We start from the raw sequence: 15,869 nt of genomic DNA, 5'->3' as shown, positions 1-15,869 counted from the left end.
GGTAGTGCCCCGCGGCGTGGTGTAAGAGGGCCGGCCTTCGGAGAGGCTCGAGTTGGTCAGGTCGCCACGGCGGGCAGTCTGACGTTGTGAGTATCGGTGATGCGGGCCAGCGACTCCAGCCCCATGTAACGGCGCGCGACGGCCCACTCGTCGTTGGTTTCGATCATCAGCGCGCCGACCAGACGGATGATGGCCGCGTCGTTCGGAAAGATCCCGACGACATTGGAACGGCGCTTGATCTCCTTGTTGACGCGCTCAAGCGGGTTGGTCGAGCTGATCTGCGCCCAGTGCTCCCTGGGGAAGTCCATGTAGGCGAGCACGTCGTCGCGGGAGGCGTCCATCATGGCGCCGAGCCGGTCATTCTTCTCACGGAGGGCGTCGGCGATGGCGTCCCACTGGGTCTCCGCCTCGGCCTTGGTCTCCTGGGCGAAGATCGTCTTGAGCATTGCGGCCACGGCGGTGCGGCTCTTGGCCGGGGCATGGGCGAGCGCGTTTCTGAGCCAGTGCACGCGACACCGTTGGTGGGTCGCATCGAACACTCGGCGGGCTGCGGCCCTGAGCCCCTTGTGATCGTCGGCCACGACGAGCTTCACGCCGCGCAGGCCGCGATCGGCGAGAGAGCGCAGGAAGCCAGTCCAGAACGTCTCCGCCTCGGAGGGGCCGGTGGCGACGCCGAGCACCTCGCGTCGGCCGTCCCCGTTGACCGCCACCGCGATTATTACGGCACGGCTGATGATCCGGCCGTTCTCGCGCACCCGGATGTAGGTTGCATCGAGCCAGAGATAGGGCCAGGCGCCCTCGAGAGGCCGGGTGAGGAATGCCAGCACGCGCTCGTCGATCTCGGCGCAGAGCCGACTCACCTGGCTCTTAGACACGCCACTCCCGCCCATGGCACGCACCAGATCGTCCACGGCGCGCGTCGAGACGCCGTGCACATAGGCTTCCTGGATGACGGCCACGAGGGCCTTCTCCGCCGTCCTGCGCGGTTCGAGAAAGCTCGGGAAGTAGCTGCCCTTGCGCAGCTTCGGGATCGCCAGGTCGATCCGGCCGGCGCGGGTCTCCCAGCCTCTCTCGCGGTATCCATTGCGCTGCGTGGTGCGCGCCGGTGTGCGCGTTCCTTTTGGCGCGCCCGTCGCAGCCTCGACCTCCATCTCCATCAGCCGCTCGGCGGCATAGGCGAGCATGTCGCGGACGAGATCCTCGTCGGCGGACTTCTCCACCAGCTCCATCAGGGTCATTCTATCGTCGGTCATCGTCGTCTCCGGTTCGGTTCCAGGTTTCGCAACCCGAACCTTCTCCGAAGACCGGCGATGGCCGCCAGCGTCACCGCCGGCCGCGCGCTGCGCTNCGCCGGAGGCTCCGCGCGCGGCCTCCTCCTACACCACGTCCGGGGGCACTGCTTCCGGAAGCCCGACGCGCAACGCCAGGTCATCGAGGAACCGCGCGACACGTGCCCCGGGGATGGAGATGTCGACGATCTGGCCCGGACAAAACCGACTGTGATCATCGACAATGTTGAGCACCCGGAACCGGCGACAATCAGCGAGCTGGTCGCTGACGAAGTCCAGGGACCATCGTTGCATTGGCCTTACCGGTACCCGCGGTGCGACGCGATCGCGCCTTGGCAGCTTGCGCCGCTTCTTCGTCCGAACCTGCAAACCTTGCTCGGTGTAGAGCCGGTAGGTGCGCTTGTGGTTCACGACCAGGCCTTCCCGTCGCAGCATGGCGTGCAGGCGCAGATAGCCATAGCGCCGGTTTTCCGACGCCAGCTCCTTCATGCGCTTGATGGCTATCACGTCATCTTTGAGCAGCGGACGGTATTGCTGCACCGATCGAGACAGCCCGACGATCCGACAAGCCCTGCGTTCGCTCAGACCCATCTCACTTATCAGAAACCCCACGGCTTTGCGCTTTGCCATGGGTGTCACCAGTTTTTTGCCAGAAGTTCCTTCATCGAGGTCATGTCCAGCATCTGGTCCGCCACGATCCGCTTGAGCTTCGCGTTCTCGGCCTCCAACTCACGCAGCCGCCTGGCTTCCGACGCATCCATGCCACCGTACTTCTTCCGCCAGGTGTAGAACGTGGCCGAACTGATGCCGTGCCGACGACAGATGTCATCCGTCTTGGCTCCGGCCTCGCTCTCCTTCAACACGCCGATGATCTGCTATTCCGTGAAACGCTTCCGCTTCTTGGGTCTTCCTCCTTCATCCATTCAAAGGTGGAAAGTTCCAGTTCGCAATGGCCCGGATACAGGGGGGAAGGTCACCTTGTCCAAATCACAAGCGGAATGACGATCCAGTTTCAACCCTCGAAAAAGGGTTCCGCTTTTGTGGTGGTGCCAGCACTGCCCCAGTTCCTTTCGGAACTTGCCATGCACCAATATAGAGAGGCTTTCATCCTGACCGAAACCGGCAAGGCATTTGCCTCCGCGGAGGCTCTGAGAAATCGAGTTCAAAAGTGGATCAATGCTGCTGAGTTGCCAAAAGGGCTTACGCAACATGGGATCCGGAAAGGCGCTGCTAACATCCTCGCTCAGTGTGGGGCTACGTAGTACGAAATCATGGCAATCATGGCGCACAACCAAGCGAAAACGTCGGAGGCCTACACCAAACAGGTCGAGAAGGCCAGCCTCGCGGCTCGTGGTATGGCAAAGCTCGGCGCCTTCAAATTCGAGGGTCTGGACCACGACAGCTGAGGCGTGGTCCACCTTGGCGTCAAAGGCATTGAAAAATAAATAAAAAAACATGCTTGGTAGGCCCGGCAGGACTTGAACCCGCAACCAAAGCGTTATGAGCGCTCTGCTCTAACCAATTGAGCTACAGGCCCCTGAGTATGACCGATACCAGACCCGCCCGGGCCGTCAAGTCGTCACCCGCTGCGCCTTGGCGCTTTCCTTTCCGCGCGCTCTGCGCTACGGCCTGCGGCCACGGTTGAGCGGCAAGGAGAACGGCATGACCGAGGGCAAGAACGGGCTGACCTACGCAGAAGCCGGGGTGGATATCGACGCGGGCAACGCGTTGGTGGAACGCATCAAGCCCGCCGCGGCAGCGACCGCACGGCCGGGGGTGATGGCTGGGCTTGGTGGTTTCGGTGCGTTGTTCGATCTGAAGGGCGCGGGTTTCAGCGACCCGGTTCTGGTGGCAGCGACCGACGGTGTCGGAACCAAGCTGCGTATCGCCATCGACACCGGGCAGGTGGACACAATCGGCATCGACCTCGTGGCGATGTGCGTGAACGACCTGGTATGCCAGGGCGCCGAGCCTTTGTTCTTTCTTGATTATTTCGCCACTGGCAAGCTGGACACCGACACCGCCGCGCGCATCATCGAGGGCATCGCCGCTGGCTGCGCGCAATCTGGCGCCGCGCTGATCGGCGGTGAAACGGCCGAGATGCCTGGCATGTATGCACAGGGCGATTTCGACCTTGCCGGTTTCGCCGTGGGTGCGATGGAACGGGGTTGCGCCTTGCCAGACGGCGTGCGCGACGGCGACGTCTTGCTGGGGCTGGCCTCTGACGGGGTGCATTCCAACGGGTACTCGCTGGTCCGCCGCGTTGTGGCAATGTCCGGACTTGGCTGGGAGGCTCCGGCGCCCTTTGCCGGACCCGAGATGACGCTTGGCGCCGCTCTGCTTGCACCCACGCGGCTTTACGTCCGACCTGTCTTGGCGGCGATCCGGGCGGGCGGCGTGCACGGCCTTGCGCATATAACGGGCGGCGGGCTGACCGAGAACCTGCCGCGGGTGCTGCCCGACGGGCTGGGTGCGCGGATCGATCTTGCAGCCTGGCCGCTGCCGCCGGTGTTCCGGTGGTTGGCCGAAACCGGCGGAATCGCGGTGCCCGAAATGCTCAAGACCTTCAACTCCGGGATCGGCATGGTGCTGGTGGTGGACGCTGGCCGCGCCGGAGCGCTTGCCGCGCTGCTGGAGGCCGAGGGCGAAACGGTGCATCGTATCGGCACAGTGATCGAGGGGCAGGGGGTCGCCTACGACGGAACGCTGGCGTGACGCTGAGAACGGCCATCCTGATCTCGGGCGGCGGGTCGAACATGGTGGCGCTGGCGCGTTCGATGACCGGCGATCATCCGGCGCGACCCGTGCTGGTCCTGTCCAACCGCCCCGAAGCGGGCGGGCTGGGGCTGGCTGGTGGCATGGGCATCGATACGGCAGTCGTGGATCACCGCGCTTTCAAGGGCGACCGCCCCGGTTTCGAGGCGGCGCTGAACCGTGCGCTCGATGCAGCGGCGCCTGACCTGATCTGCCTTGCCGGGTTCATGCGGGTTCTGACATCGGCCTTCACCGACCGCTGGGCCGGGCGGATGCTGAACATCCATCCATCGCTGCTGCCGAAGTATCGCGGGCTCGACACCCATGCGCGGGCGCTGGCGGCCGGGGACCGCATGCATGGCTGCACCGTGCACGAGGTGACCGCCGAACTCGATGGCGGGCCGATCCTCGGGCAGGCCCGCATCGGCATCCGGCCCGGCGATACGCCTGACACCCTCGCCGCCCGGCTTCTGCCGTTCGAACACGCGCTTTACCCGCTTGTGCTGCGGCGCTTCGCGGACGGCGTGCGCACACCGGTTACCATAGAGGCGGGCTGACCGGAGGCGGCGCCTTGAAATCGCCGCCGAGACCGATAACCTGAGCGCCTTGCGAAGCGAAAGACAACGACTTGAACATCATCACGCTGACGACGACCGAGGAGCTTGCGGCCTTCTGCGAAAGGGCCCGCCGCCACCCCTACATCACGATCGACACGGAATTCCTGCGCGAGCGGACGTACTACTCGCAGCTTTGTCTCGTGCAGCTGGCCATTCCCGAGGATGCGGAGGACAGCGCGGTCCTGGTCGATCCGCTGGCAGGCGGCCTGTCGCTGGAACCGCTTTACGACCTGTTCCGCGACACATCGGTCGTGAAGGTGTTCCATGCGGCGCGCCAGGACCTCGAAATCTTCTATTTCGACGGCAAGTGTTTTCCGACCCCGCTGTTCGACACGCAGGTCGCCGCGATGGTCTGCGGGTTTGGCGAACAGGTCGGCTACGAGACTTTGGTAAAGCGCATCGCGCATGAACCGCTGGACAAGTCCTCGCGCTTCACGGACTGGAGCCGTCGACCGCTGTCGGACGCCCAGAAGACTTATGCGCTGGCCGACGTGACGCATTTGCGCACGATCTACGAGTCGCTGGCCACCAGCCTCGACAAACAGGGGCGCCGCAAATGGGTGGAGGAAGAGATCGAGGTTCTGACCCATCCCGACACGTACGTGATCCGTCCCGAAGACGCGTGGAAGCGGGTCAAGACGCGCACCACCTCAGCGCGATTCATGGCTGTTGTCGCCAAGCTGGCGGAGTTCCGCGAACGCTACGCGCAGACCCGTAACGTGCCGCGCAGCCGGGTCTACAAAGACGACGCGCTGGTCGAACTCGCCTCTGCCAAGCCGACCAGTGCGAACGATCTGGGCAAGCTGCGGCTGTTGCTGCGCGAGGCGCGCAAGGGCGACATCGCCGACGGTATCCTGAAGGCGGTCGAAGATGGTCTGGCGATGTCGGCGGACGACGCGCCGCGCCCGGACCGCAGCCGCGACAAGCTTATGGTAAACCCCGCTTTGGCCGATCTGCTGCGCGTGCTGCTGAAGGCGAAGTCGGAAGGCGCGGGCGTGGCGCAGAAGCTGATCGCCAGTTCCGCCGACCTTGACCTGATCGCCGCGGGTGAACGCGATGTGGCGGCCCTGCGCGGCTGGCGCGGCGAGGTTTTCGGCAGCGATGCCCTTCGTTTGTGCAAAGGCGAGATCGCCCTCGCCGCGAAGGGCAATTATGTGGCGATCATTCCGCTCTGAACGGTGCGGGACTTCTTGTGCAGCGGTGCGGCGCAGGGCAATCTTGCGCCATGAGCGACACGACAGAGCCCCTCCCGACCGCGCTGCCCGGTGTGACCGCCATCGGGCCCGGCGCAGCCCATGACGACACGATCACGCTGGACTATGATGCACGCTTCGTGCGCCGCAAGCGGCTGGTCAGCGATGGCGGGCGCGCCTTCCTTATCGACTTGCCGCAGGCTCGCGCGCTGGCCGATGGCGAGGTTCTGTCGCTGTCCGACGGCAGTGCCGTCGCGGTGTGCGCCGCGCCCGAACCGCTGCTGGAAGTGCGCGGGGACCTGCCACGACTTGCCTGGCATATCGGCAACCGGCACACGCCCTGCCGGATCGAGGACGGGCGCTTGCTGATCCGTGCCGATCCGGTGCTGGCTGACATGCTGGCCAGGCTTGGCGCGAGCGTCGCGCCGCTGGAAGCGCCCTTCGTGCCCGAAGGCGGCGCCTATGGCCACGGTCGGACCTTCGGCCATGCGCATGGTCCGGCAGATCACGCCCACACGCAAACCCGCGACCATGACCATGACGGCTGACGCCTCCGCACGGGATCTTCTGGCGCTTGCGCAGTGGCTATCGCCCGCCTTTCCGGTCGGCGGCTTTGCCTTCTCGCACGGGCTGGACCATGCCGTCGCGGCGGGCGATCTGCGCGATGCGGCGGGGTTCGGGGGCTGGCTCGACGCCGTGCTGCGCTTCGGGGCGGGACGGTCCGACGCGATCCTGCTGACGCAGGCGATGGCGGGCGGCGATCCGGAGGTACTGAACGATCTTGCCGCCGCGCTTTGTCCGTGCCGTGAGCGTTGGCATGAAACGCTGACGCAGGGCCGTGCCTTCGTGCGGACCACCAACGCCATCTGCAGCACCGCGCTTGCGGCGGACTGTGCGCTTCCGGTTGCGGTCGGGGCGCGGGCCCGCGGGCTATCGGTGCCCGCCGCGACGGTCGCCGCGCTGTATCTGCAGGCCTTCGCGGGCAACCTGACAAGCATCGCCACCCGGATCGTGCCCTTGGGCCAGACAGAGGCGCAGGCGGTTCTTGCCGGGCTTGCGGACACGCTCGCGACGCTGGGCGCCGCCGCCGCGCGCAGCGGGCTGGACGATCTGGCCAGCGGCGTGCCTGGCGCGGACCTTGCGGCGATGTTGCATGAAACCCAGGAGGTGCGGCTCTTCCAATCCTGAGCCGACCGGAAAGGACCAAAGGCATGAGCATCAACGGGCCCTTGCGGGTCGGGATCGGCGGGCCGGTCGGCGCAGGCAAGACCACGCTGACGGAACAATTGTGCCGCGCGATGGCGGGACACCATTCGATGGCCGTCATTACGAACGACATCTACACACGCGAGGACGCCGATGCCTTGGTGCGCGCGCAGGTGTTGCCGGAGGCCCGCATCCGCGGTGTGGAAACCGGCGGCTGCCCGCACACCGCGATCCGTGAGGACGCGTCGATCAACCTTGCCGCGCTGGCGGACCTGTCGGCATCCTTTCCCGATCTCGATCTCGTGCTGATCGAATCCGGCGGCGACAACCTTGCAGCCACCTTCAGCCCCGAACTGGCCGACGTGACGCTTTACGTGATCGACACGGCGGCGGGGCAGGACATCCCGCGCAAGAAGGGGCCGGGCGTGACGCGGTCGGACTTGCTGATCATCAACAAGACCGACCTTGCGGCGCATGTGGGCGTTTCGGTCGATCTGCTGGAACGGGACGCGGCGGCCGCGCGCGGATCGCGGCCCTTCGTGCTGGCGAGCCTGCGGCAGGGCGTCGGCGTGACGCGCATCGTGCGGTTCCTGGAAGAAGTGGGCGGGCTGGTGCCGGGCCCCGAACATGAAAAAGGCCCGGCATGACCGGGCCTTGCGACGTACAGTTCGGCAGAGCGCTCAGCGCGCCGTCGGCCCGATCATCATGACCATCTGACGGCCTTCCATCTTCGGCATGTTCTCGACCTTGCCGATTTCCTTCACGTCGTCGGCCACCCGTTCCAAAAGCTCGCGCCCGAGGTTCTGGTGCGCCATTTCGCGGCCCCGGAACCGCAGGGTGACCTTCACCTTGTCGCCCTTTTCCAGGAACTTGAACACGTTGCGCATCTTGACCTCGTAGTCGTGCTGATCCGTGTTCGGACGGAACTTCACTTCCTTGACCTCGATGATCTTCTGCTTCTTGCGGGCTTCGCTTTCGCGCTTCTGCGTCTCGTACTTGAACTTGCCGAAATCCATGATCTTGCAGACCGGCGGGGTCGCATTCGGAGAGATCTCGACCAGATCGAGCCCGGCACGTTCGGCAAGCTCCATCCCGCGTGCGGGTGTGGTCAAACCAATGTTCTCGCCTTCGGCCCCGATGAGGCGGATTTCAGGCACGCGGATCTTTTCGTTCACGCGGGGGCCTGTGTCACGGGACGGCGGGGCGTTGTGGGGTCTGCGGGCTATTGCGGCGTTCCTTCGATTGTTGCTTTGAGTTGACGATTGATAGTCAACCCGCGCGCGGAGTTCAACCGGGCGCGGGCCGCAAGGGTAGCACAAAATCAGGCCGATGGGCCTGATTCTGCAAATCCGGGATGCAATTGTTCGTGCAGCGTCGTCTCAGCCGACGAATGCCTTCTCGACCACGTATTCCGCCGGTTCGGAATTCGCGCCCTCGCGCAGGCCGAACCCTTCAAGGATGCGCTTGAGATCGGTGTTCAGTCCCATGGAGCCGCAGACCATCGCGCGGTCTGTGCCCGGGGTGATCCCGTCGATCCCGAGATCGCGGAACACGGTGCCGTCTTCCAGCCGCGTCGTGATACGGCCCATCTTTGGGCTACGCTCGCGGGTGGTGGTGGGGTAGTAGACCAGCTTGTCCTGCCCGCCTTCTAGCAACTCGCCCAGCATCTCGTCGCTTTTCAGGCTCTCCACCAGTTCGCGTCCATAGGTCAGTTCGGCCACGTCGCGGCAGGTATGGGTCAGGATCACCTGGTCATAGTCGGAATAAGTCTGTGGATCGCGGATCAGCGAGGCGAAGGGCGCGATGCCGGTGCCCGTGGCGAAGAACCACAGCCGCTTGCCGGGCAGCAATGCGTCATGCACCAGCGTGCCAACCGGTTTGGGCCGCAGGATTAGTTGGTCGCCCGGCTTGATGTGCTGCAGCTTGCTGGTCAGCGGTCCATCCTGAACCTTGATTGAGTAGAATTCCAGTTCCTCGTCCCAGGACGGCGACGCGATGGAATAGGCGCGCAGCAAGGGCTTCTGCTTGCCGGTCTTCGGGTCCGGATCGCCCATCAGGCCGATCATCACGAATTCGCCCGACCGGAACCGGAGCGACGCGGGCCGGGTAACCCGGAACCGGAAGAGCCGGTCGGTGTAGTGCTGCACCTCGGTCACGGTCTGGGCGTCTGGAAGGGTCTTGATCGGTGTTGCGTCGGTCACTTGGGTACGTTCGTTCATATCATCCATGGCGGGTGCGTCATCGCGCGCCCCACTCCTGTCATATCTCGTTTGCCGGATGCGTCCCAGTCCCTAATCAGGCCCTGAGCCGCGACTGATAGTCGTGCGCTTTCCAGTCGGCGCGGGCGCGCCACTGGTCCTCGGGCTGGCGGGCGGCGAGATCTTCGCCGATCTCGACCTCGTCGAATCCGGACCTGCGGGCCATCGCGAACTGGTCGGCCAGCACATGGCCCGACGCCCGCAGCGTCCCGGCATAGCCCATCCGCCGCAGGCGCCGCGCCAGCGTGAAGCCGCGCCCGTCCGCGAAGCTGGCGAAGCTCACACGGATCAGTGCGATCCGCTCTAGATGCGGTGAAAGCATCGCCGGGTCGGCGTCGGCGGGCAGATCAAGGCCTGTCGCGTTGCCTGCCACCACGTCGTCAAGGGCCGAGATCGTGCCTTCCCAAGTGTCCGGGCCGAAGCCCGCGTCGCGTACGATCACGCTCATGCCACTTTCCCTTCCTTCTGCGGTCCGCGTACGATCTTGCCGTCCACGATGTGAATGCCGCACTCTTCCTTCTGCTGACCGCGCCAGCGGCCCGCGCGAGGGTCTTCGCCGGGCTTGACCTTGCTGGTGCAGGGCGCGCAGCCGATCGACGGATAGCCGTGTGCCACCAGCGGGTGACGCGGCAGCCGGTTGTTGACCATGTAGTCCTGCACGTCCTGCGGCGTCCAATGCGCCAGCGGATTGATCTTCAACCGGTCTTCGCCGTCCGTATCGAAGAAGTCCAGCGCCGCGCGGGTGCCCGCCTGATACCGCTTGCGCCCGGTAATCCACGCATCGAAGTCGCTCAGCGCGCGCTCCAGCGGTCGTGTCTTGCGCAGATCGCAGCACGCGTCGGTGTCGCGCTGGTGCAGCGTGCCGTCGCGATCTTCCACCGCCACGTCCAACGCGCGCGCCCTGATGCGGCGCACATCGGTCAGGCCAAGCGCCTGCGCGACGTCGGACTGATAGGCCAGCGTTTCCTCGAACAGCATCTGCGTGTCGATGAAAAGCACCGGCGTATTCGGGTTTACCACGGCCACCATGTGAAGCAGCACGACGGACTCCGCCCCGAAGCTCGATACCATGCCGACCTTGCCGACCTGTGCATCGCTCAGAGCACGGTCCAGCACCGCCGTAGCGGAATGATGGCGATAGCGCTGGTTCAGAAGCGCGGCGCGTTCCGCTGAGGTTCCGGGATGGGTGTCAGGCTGCATCGGCTTGCCTCCCGCGCGCGGCATCACCGTAAAGCGCGTCCTTGAAGGGGCCCATGCCAAGCCGCCGGTAGAGGTCGAGGAAGGTTTCCTCGGGTCCCTGGCGCAGGTCGAGATAGGCGTGGATCAGCCGTTCGATCGCCGGGACGATTTCGTCATAGGCGAAGCCGGGGCCAGTGCGTTCGCCAAGCGACGCGGTTTCCGTACCGTCGCCGCCAAGCGTGATCTGGTAGTTTTCCACACCCGCACGATCGAGCCCGAGAATACCGATATGCCCCACGTGGTGGTGGCCACAGGCATTGATGCAACCCGAGATCTTGATCTTCAGCGCGCCGATGTCGTGCTCCAGCTTCAGATCCTCGAAGCGCGTGGCGATGGACTGCGCCACGGGGATCGACCTTGCCGTGGCAAGCGCGCAGTAGTCCATGCCCGGGCAGGCGATGATGTCGGATACAAGCCCAACATTCGCCGTCGCGAGTGCGGCCGATCGCAGCGCATCGAACACGGCGGGCAGGTCGGCCCGGTGCACGTGGGGCAGGATGACGTTCTGTTCGTGGCTGATGCGCAACTCGTCATGGCTGTAGGTCGCACCCAGATCGGCCAGCAGCCGCATCTGCGCCGCGGTCGCATCGCCCGGCGTGTTGCCCGGCTTTTTCAGCGACACGGTTACGATGGCATGGGACGGGTCCTTGTGCGGGGCGAGGTTCGTGTCCGCCCAGGACCGGAACACCGGATCGCTCTCGCGGCGCGCGTCGTATTCGGACGTGTCGGCATCGCTCAGCCGGGGTGGGGAGAACTGTGTCTCGATCCCGGCCAGCCAATCCTGGTCCACGCCGCTAAATTCGGGCCGGATTTCGGCGAAGCGGGCTTCCACGAGATCGCGGAACGCCTCCAGCCCGTTTTCGTGCACCGTGATCTTGATCCGCGCCTTGTACTTGTTGTCGCGGCGTCCGAGCAGATTGTAGGTCGCAAGGATCGCCTCGCAATAGGGCAGCAGGTCGGCCTTCGGCAGGAAGTCGCGGATCACCTTCCCGATCATGGGCGTGCGGCCAAGTCCGCCGCCCACCATAACCTCGAACCCCGGTGCGCCGCCCGCATCGCGCACCATCCGCAGGCCGATATCATGCGCCTTGGTCACGGCGCGGTCGGTCGGGCTGCCGGTCACGGCAATCTTGAACTTGCGCGGCAGGAACTGGAATTCCGGGTGGTCGGTGGACCACTGGCGCAGCAGTTCGGCGACCGGGCGCGGATCCTCGATCTCGTCCGCGGCGGCGCCGGCGAAATGGTCAGCCGTCACGTTGCGGATCGTGTTGCCCGAAGTCTGGATCGCGTGCATCCCGACGTCGGCCAGCGCGTCCAGCATGTCCGGCACGTCTGCCAGCTTCGGCCAGTTGAACTGGATGTTCTGGCGCGTGGTAAAGTGGCCATAGCCCTTGTCCCAGCGTTCGGCCAGATAGGCGAGCTGCCGCATTTGCCGCCCGTTCAGCGTCCCGTACGGGATCGCAACGCGCAGCATGTAGGCGTGCAACTGAAGGTAAAGGCCGTTCATCAGGCGCAGCGGCTTGAATTCGTCTTCGGTCAGCGATCCGTCAAGCCGGCGTTCCACCTGGCCGCGGAACTGCGCGACCCGGTTGCGCACGAAGGATTCGTCGAATTCGGAATAGGTATACATGCCGGGTCCTCCTCAGGCGTGCCGTTCGGATTGCTTGCCGTGCGTGTAGTTCGAGGGTCCCTTGGCGCGGAACGCCTCGCGGAAATGGACGGGTTCGGGGCCGGACGGGCCGGGGCGTGCATCGGCGAGATACGCCCCCACCACACTGCCGCTTTGACGCGCGGCGTGGATCAGCCGGATTTCGGCATGAGCCTCGTCCTCGATCAGTTCTGCCTCGGCGTGGTCACGGCTCCAGCGATCATCCGCTGTCAGGTAGATCACGTCACCTTCCAGCAGGTCGTTGGCAGTGACGATCTTGGGGGTGAAACGGCGGCTCATAGCGCGATGTCCTTGATTGAAACACGGGGCAGGGCGGCAGTGGCGGCCTTCGGCGCCAGCCCGTAAAGCATGATCGCGGGGCCGGCCAGCGCCGCGGCGTCGAGATCGGCCGACAGATCGCCCAGCCGGGTTTCGATGACCCGTTCGTCCGGGCGCGATGCGTTCTCGACGATGGTGACGGGCGTTCCCGGCGCTGCGCCATGCATCATGAGGCGGCCCTGCACGAAGCGCGCCCCGCGCTTGGCCATGTAGATGGCGGCGACGGTGCCGGGGCTGGCCAGTGCCTGCCAGTCCTGTTCGGCGAAGCCGTCCATGTCGTGCCCGGTCAGAAAGCGCAACTCGGAATTCCGGCCGCGCCGCGTCAGGCTGCCTCCCGTGCCCGCTGCTGCGGCGGAGGCAGCGGTTATGCCGGGCACGATCGACCAGTCGAGGCCCGCATCCTGCACCGCCGCGATTTCTTCGTCGAGGCGGCCGAAGACAGACGGATCGCCGGACTTCAGGCGGACCACGTGAGCGCCCGCGCGGACATGTTCCACGATCAGCGCGTTGATCCGGTCCTGCGGGACCGAGGGGCCGAAGCCTTCCTTGCCGGCGGCGATCAGGTCGGCCTCGCGCCGGGCGAGTTCGAGGATCTCGGGCGCGATCAGACGGTCGTGGATCACCACGTCGGCGGTGTCGAGCGCGCGGCGCGCCTTCAAAGTCAGAAGCTCCGGGTCGCCCGGACCGGCGCCGACGAACTGCACCCGGCCTGCCTGTGGCGCGGCGCCGAGGTGGCGGTCCAGCAGCATGTCGAGCGCGGCGCGCGCGCCTTCTTCGCCGTCCGTCTCGAGCGCGGCCGGGCCGCGGCCGAAATAGTAGTCGGCCCAGAAATCCCGCCTTTTGCGGCCCATCGGCAGCGCGTCGGCGGCCTTGCGGAAGCCCTTGCCGAGGCGTGCCAGAACACCCAACCCGACCGGCAGCGCTGCCTCCAGATCCGCCTTGATGCGGCGGGCGAGCACGGGCGCGGCGCCTTCGGTGCCGATCGCCACTGTCACCGGGTCGCGGTCCACGATGGCGGGGGTGATGAACTGGCTGTCGCCGAGATTGTCCACGATGTTGACCAGCGCGCCGTCGGCACGGGCGATCGCGGCAAAGCGTGCGTCCTCGGCGGCGTCCTCGTTGGCGCCGTAGGCAAGGACAGCGCACAGCGCATCCCCTGGCTCCGCAGCGCGGCGCACGAGACGCAACCGGCCCGCTGCGGCCCAATCCACGATTTCGGGCGCGGGATCGTCAGCGAAGACGGTCAGGTTCGCTTGTGTCTTGAGCAGCAGTCGCAGCTTGGCCAACGCTGCCCCTCCGCCGCCGGACAGCACGACGCGGCGTCCGGCCAGCGCGACGAAAATCGGAAAATGTTGCATGGCGTCGGCCTCCCTCGGGGCTGGGCTTTGATGAAGATATAGAATATTGTCCCATCATCTGCCTAGCAGCGGCGCGGAATAAGGAATTCTGTTCCGGTTGTTGCGTAGATCGGACGATTGACCCCGAATCTGGACGGAGTGTGGAATGCCTGCCCGACTTGACGATCTGGACCGAAAAATTCTTGCCGAGCTGCAGGCAGATGCCAGCCAGACCCTGGACGAAATTGCGGGCAAGGTCGGCTCGTCCAAGACGCCGGTCTGGAACCGGATACGGCGGATGCGCGAGACCGGGGTGATCGGCGCGACGACCGTGATCCTCGATCCCGATGCGCTCGGGCTGGAAGCGTGCTTCTTTGTGCTTATCCGCACATCCGAACACGAGGCGGAATGGCAGCGCCGGTTCCTCGAAACGCTTCGGGCCAGGCCCGAGGTGCTGGAAGCGCACCGGCTTGCGGGCGAAATCGACTACATCCTGAAGGTGCAGGTGGCCAATGCGCGCGCCTATGACGATTTCTACCAGGCGCTAATTTCCGAGGTGCGGATCTTCAACGTTACCGCGCTCCTGTCGATGGAGCGGATCAAGTCGACCACCGCGCTGCCGATCCCGGGCGCCGGGCGCTAGCGTCGGGCTGAGGCTTGGCGCCGGATCAGTCCAAAGTGCGCGCTGTGGCGGGCAAGTCGCGCGCCACCATCAACCGGTCATGGCCGTGAAAATGGTAGATGTCGGCAAGTGCGGGCACTTCGGCGAGCCGCAGGTCGTGGCAGCGTTCGAACAACACGCGCAGGGCGATCTGCAGTTCGAGTCGCGCCAGTGGTGCGCCGAGGCAGAAATGCACACCGCCGCCGAAGCTGGTCAGGGTCGGTCCCGTCCGTCCGGGCCCGAAGCTGTCGGGCGCCCTGAACACCGCCGGGTCGCGATTGGCGGCCCCGAGCAGGCAGGCGACTTCCCGACCGGGCGCGAAGTCGTGTCCGGCGATGGTCACGGGGTGCAGCACGTGGCGCGTGAAGACGTGTAGCGGCGGCACGAGGCGCAGGCATTCCTCCACCGTGGCAGCCACGCGGGCCGGGTGAGTCAGCACGGCTGCATCACCTTGTTCCATCAGCAGGCGTGCCGCGTTGCCGAGCGCATGGACCGTCGCCTCGTGGCCCGCGTTCAGCAGCAGGATCGCGCAGGCGAGGCTTTCGTCGCGGCTGAGCGCGCCTTCGGCTTCGGCGCCAAGCAGCGTGCCGAGCAGAGACTCCTCCCGCTCCGCACCCGGCCTGTCCATCAGCCCGTTCAGCCAGGCCGTGAAGTCGCGCGCAGCCCGGTCCGCGGCTTCCTCTGTATCGCGTCCGACACCGGGCCGGTACATCGCCACCATCGCATGCGACCAGTCGAGCAGCTTCTCGCAGGCGGTCTCGGGCACGCCCAGCAGCCGAGCGATCACGATCACCGGCACCCGAGTCGCATACTGCGCCATCAGGTCGAACGCGCCCGCATCCGGAAACCCGTCTATCAGCGCGTGGCAAAGGGCCTCGATTTCGGGAGCGAGCGCGGCTACACGGCGCGCGGTGAAGGCCCGCAGCACGAGCGCACGCAGGCGCGCATGGTCGGACCCTTCGAGGCTGAGAAGCGATAGCGATTCCGCCCGGCCGAAGGCGGCAAGATGCGGCGGAAACGGCGCCAGCCCGCCGGGCGGCACCCGGCCAAGCCGCCGGTCGCGCAACGCCGCTGTCACTTCGGCGTGGCCCAGCAGGGCAGGCATCCCGTATTCGGCCCAGTGCACCACCGGGCCAAGCACGCGTGCGCGGTCGTAGAAAGCGTAGGGGTTCTGGACGAACTGTGGATCTGCGGGCGATTGCGTGACGCTGTGCATGTCCTCGGCATAGCCGGGACAGTGGCCCGGCGCCAGTCGGCTTAACGCCGGTCCCGTGCCGACGCGCCCGCTTCGGTCGCCCTTGCGGCTCCGGTGCGGTTCTGGTCTGACA

17 protein-coding genes, 1 tRNA gene and 1 pseudogene are annotated in these 15,869 nt (G+C 65.8%); 7 read left to right on the top strand and 12 right to left on the bottom strand.

Annotation, left to right across the window (positions count from 1 at the left end; translation table 11 throughout):
* Window positions 1-56: 56 nt before the first annotated feature.
* The 4 genes and pseudogenes from DKT77_RS16910 to DKT77_RS16895 form a co-directional block, all read right to left on the bottom strand.
* Window positions 57-1,253 (bottom strand): IS256 family transposase, encoded by a 1,197-nt coding sequence (locus DKT77_RS16910; protein ID WP_109809696.1) that lies wholly within the window; start codon window positions 1,251-1,253, stop codon window positions 57-59.
* A gap of 171 nt (window positions 1,254-1,424) precedes the next feature.
* Window positions 1,425-2,161: pseudogene (locus DKT77_RS21145) on the bottom strand (IS3 family transposase); the annotation flags it as partial.
* A gap of 51 nt (window positions 2,162-2,212) precedes the next feature.
* The gene (locus DKT77_RS20730) at window positions 2,213-2,746 is read right to left on the bottom strand and encodes a hypothetical protein (RefSeq protein WP_146205028.1); all 534 of its coding nucleotides are present in this window, start codon (window positions 2,744-2,746) and stop codon (window positions 2,213-2,215) included.
* Between the two features lie 3 nt (window positions 2,747-2,749).
* Window positions 2,750-2,826, bottom strand: a tRNA-Ile gene (locus DKT77_RS16895).
* A gap of 125 nt (window positions 2,827-2,951) precedes the next feature.
* Here DKT77_RS16895 and purM point away from each other — a divergent pair.
* The 6 genes from purM to ureG all read left to right on the top strand — a co-directional run bounded on the left by purM (window position 2,952) and on the right by ureG (window position 7,706).
* Complete coding sequence (purM, locus tag DKT77_RS16890) at window positions 2,952-4,004, top strand: phosphoribosylformylglycinamidine cyclo-ligase (protein WP_109812850.1); 1,053 nt, start codon at window positions 2,952-2,954, stop codon at window positions 4,002-4,004.
* A complete protein-coding gene (purN, locus tag DKT77_RS16885) occupies window positions 4,001-4,600 on the top strand; it encodes a phosphoribosylglycinamide formyltransferase (protein ID WP_109812849.1) in 600 nt (199 codons plus the stop codon). Before purM ends, purN begins: the two co-directional genes overlap by 4 nt.
* Before the next feature lie 77 nt (window positions 4,601-4,677).
* Window positions 4,678-5,835 carry a ribonuclease D gene (gene rnd, locus DKT77_RS16880; protein ID WP_109812856.1) on the top strand — a complete coding sequence of 386 codons (1,158 nt, stop codon included), beginning with the start codon at window positions 4,678-4,680 and terminating at the stop codon, window positions 5,833-5,835.
* Between the two features lie 50 nt (window positions 5,836-5,885).
* Window positions 5,886-6,401: an urease accessory protein UreE gene (locus DKT77_RS16875; protein WP_109812848.1), complete on the top strand. Its 516-nt coding sequence runs from the start codon at window positions 5,886-5,888 to the stop codon at window positions 6,399-6,401.
* Window positions 6,385-7,041 carry an urease accessory protein UreF gene (locus DKT77_RS16870; protein WP_238547975.1) on the top strand — a complete coding sequence of 219 codons (657 nt, stop codon included), beginning with the start codon at window positions 6,385-6,387 and terminating at the stop codon, window positions 7,039-7,041. Before DKT77_RS16875 ends, DKT77_RS16870 begins: the two co-directional genes overlap by 17 nt.
* Before the next feature lie 23 nt (window positions 7,042-7,064).
* The gene (ureG, locus tag DKT77_RS16865; protein ID WP_109812846.1) at window positions 7,065-7,706 is read left to right on the top strand and encodes an urease accessory protein UreG; all 642 of its coding nucleotides are present in this window, start codon (window positions 7,065-7,067) and stop codon (window positions 7,704-7,706) included.
* Between the two features lie 33 nt (window positions 7,707-7,739).
* Here ureG and infC read toward each other — a convergent pair whose 3' ends face one another.
* The 7 genes from infC to cysG all read right to left on the bottom strand — a co-directional run bounded on the left by infC (window position 7,740) and on the right by cysG (window position 13,901).
* On the bottom strand, window positions 7,740-8,234 hold the full coding sequence (infC, locus tag DKT77_RS16860) for a translation initiation factor IF-3 (protein WP_238547974.1): 495 nt from the start codon (window positions 8,232-8,234) through the stop codon (window positions 7,740-7,742).
* 204 nt (window positions 8,235-8,438) lie between these two features.
* Window positions 8,439-9,278 (bottom strand): ferredoxin--NADP reductase, encoded by an 840-nt coding sequence (locus DKT77_RS16855; protein ID WP_109812854.1) that lies wholly within the window; start codon window positions 9,276-9,278, stop codon window positions 8,439-8,441.
* A 76-nt stretch (window positions 9,279-9,354) separates the two neighbouring features.
* On the bottom strand, window positions 9,355-9,765 hold the full coding sequence (locus DKT77_RS16850; protein ID WP_109812845.1) for a DUF934 domain-containing protein: 411 nt from the start codon (window positions 9,763-9,765) through the stop codon (window positions 9,355-9,357).
* A complete protein-coding gene (locus tag DKT77_RS16845; protein WP_238547973.1) occupies window positions 9,762-10,517 on the bottom strand; it encodes a phosphoadenylyl-sulfate reductase in 756 nt (251 codons plus the stop codon). Before DKT77_RS16845 ends, DKT77_RS16850 begins: the two co-directional genes overlap by 4 nt.
* Window positions 10,507-12,186, bottom strand: a complete 1,680-nt coding sequence (locus tag DKT77_RS16840) for a nitrite/sulfite reductase (protein ID WP_109812843.1) — start codon at window positions 12,184-12,186, stop codon at window positions 10,507-10,509. Before DKT77_RS16840 ends, DKT77_RS16845 begins: the two co-directional genes overlap by 11 nt.
* 12 nt (window positions 12,187-12,198) lie before the next feature.
* Window positions 12,199-12,504: a DUF2849 domain-containing protein gene (locus tag DKT77_RS16835; protein WP_109812842.1), complete on the bottom strand. Its 306-nt coding sequence runs from the start codon at window positions 12,502-12,504 to the stop codon at window positions 12,199-12,201.
* Window positions 12,501-13,901, bottom strand: a complete 1,401-nt coding sequence (gene cysG / locus DKT77_RS16830; protein ID WP_109812841.1) for a siroheme synthase CysG — start codon at window positions 13,899-13,901, stop codon at window positions 12,501-12,503. The genes DKT77_RS16835 and cysG overlap by 4 nt, the downstream gene beginning before the upstream one ends.
* A gap of 145 nt (window positions 13,902-14,046) precedes the next feature.
* Here cysG and DKT77_RS16825 point away from each other — a divergent pair, with 145 nt between their 5' ends.
* Window positions 14,047-14,523: an Lrp/AsnC family transcriptional regulator gene (locus tag DKT77_RS16825; RefSeq protein WP_109812840.1), complete on the top strand. Its 477-nt coding sequence runs from the start codon at window positions 14,047-14,049 to the stop codon at window positions 14,521-14,523.
* Window positions 14,524-14,548: 25 nt separating this feature from the next.
* On the opposite strand, the gene DKT77_RS16820 is transcribed toward DKT77_RS16825, so the two are convergent.
* Window positions 14,549-15,757, bottom strand: a complete 1,209-nt coding sequence (locus DKT77_RS16820; RefSeq protein WP_109812839.1) for a cytochrome P450 — start codon at window positions 15,755-15,757, stop codon at window positions 14,549-14,551.
* Between the last annotated feature and the right edge of the window lie 112 nt (window positions 15,758-15,869).

The organism is Meridianimarinicoccus roseus (genome assembly GCF_003172915.1).
Taxonomy (GTDB): Bacteria; Pseudomonadota; Alphaproteobacteria; order Rhodobacterales; family Rhodobacteraceae; genus Meridianimarinicoccus; species Meridianimarinicoccus roseus.
Note: the sequence above shows the minus strand (reverse complement) of the source record. Positions and strands in the feature narration are given on the sequence as shown.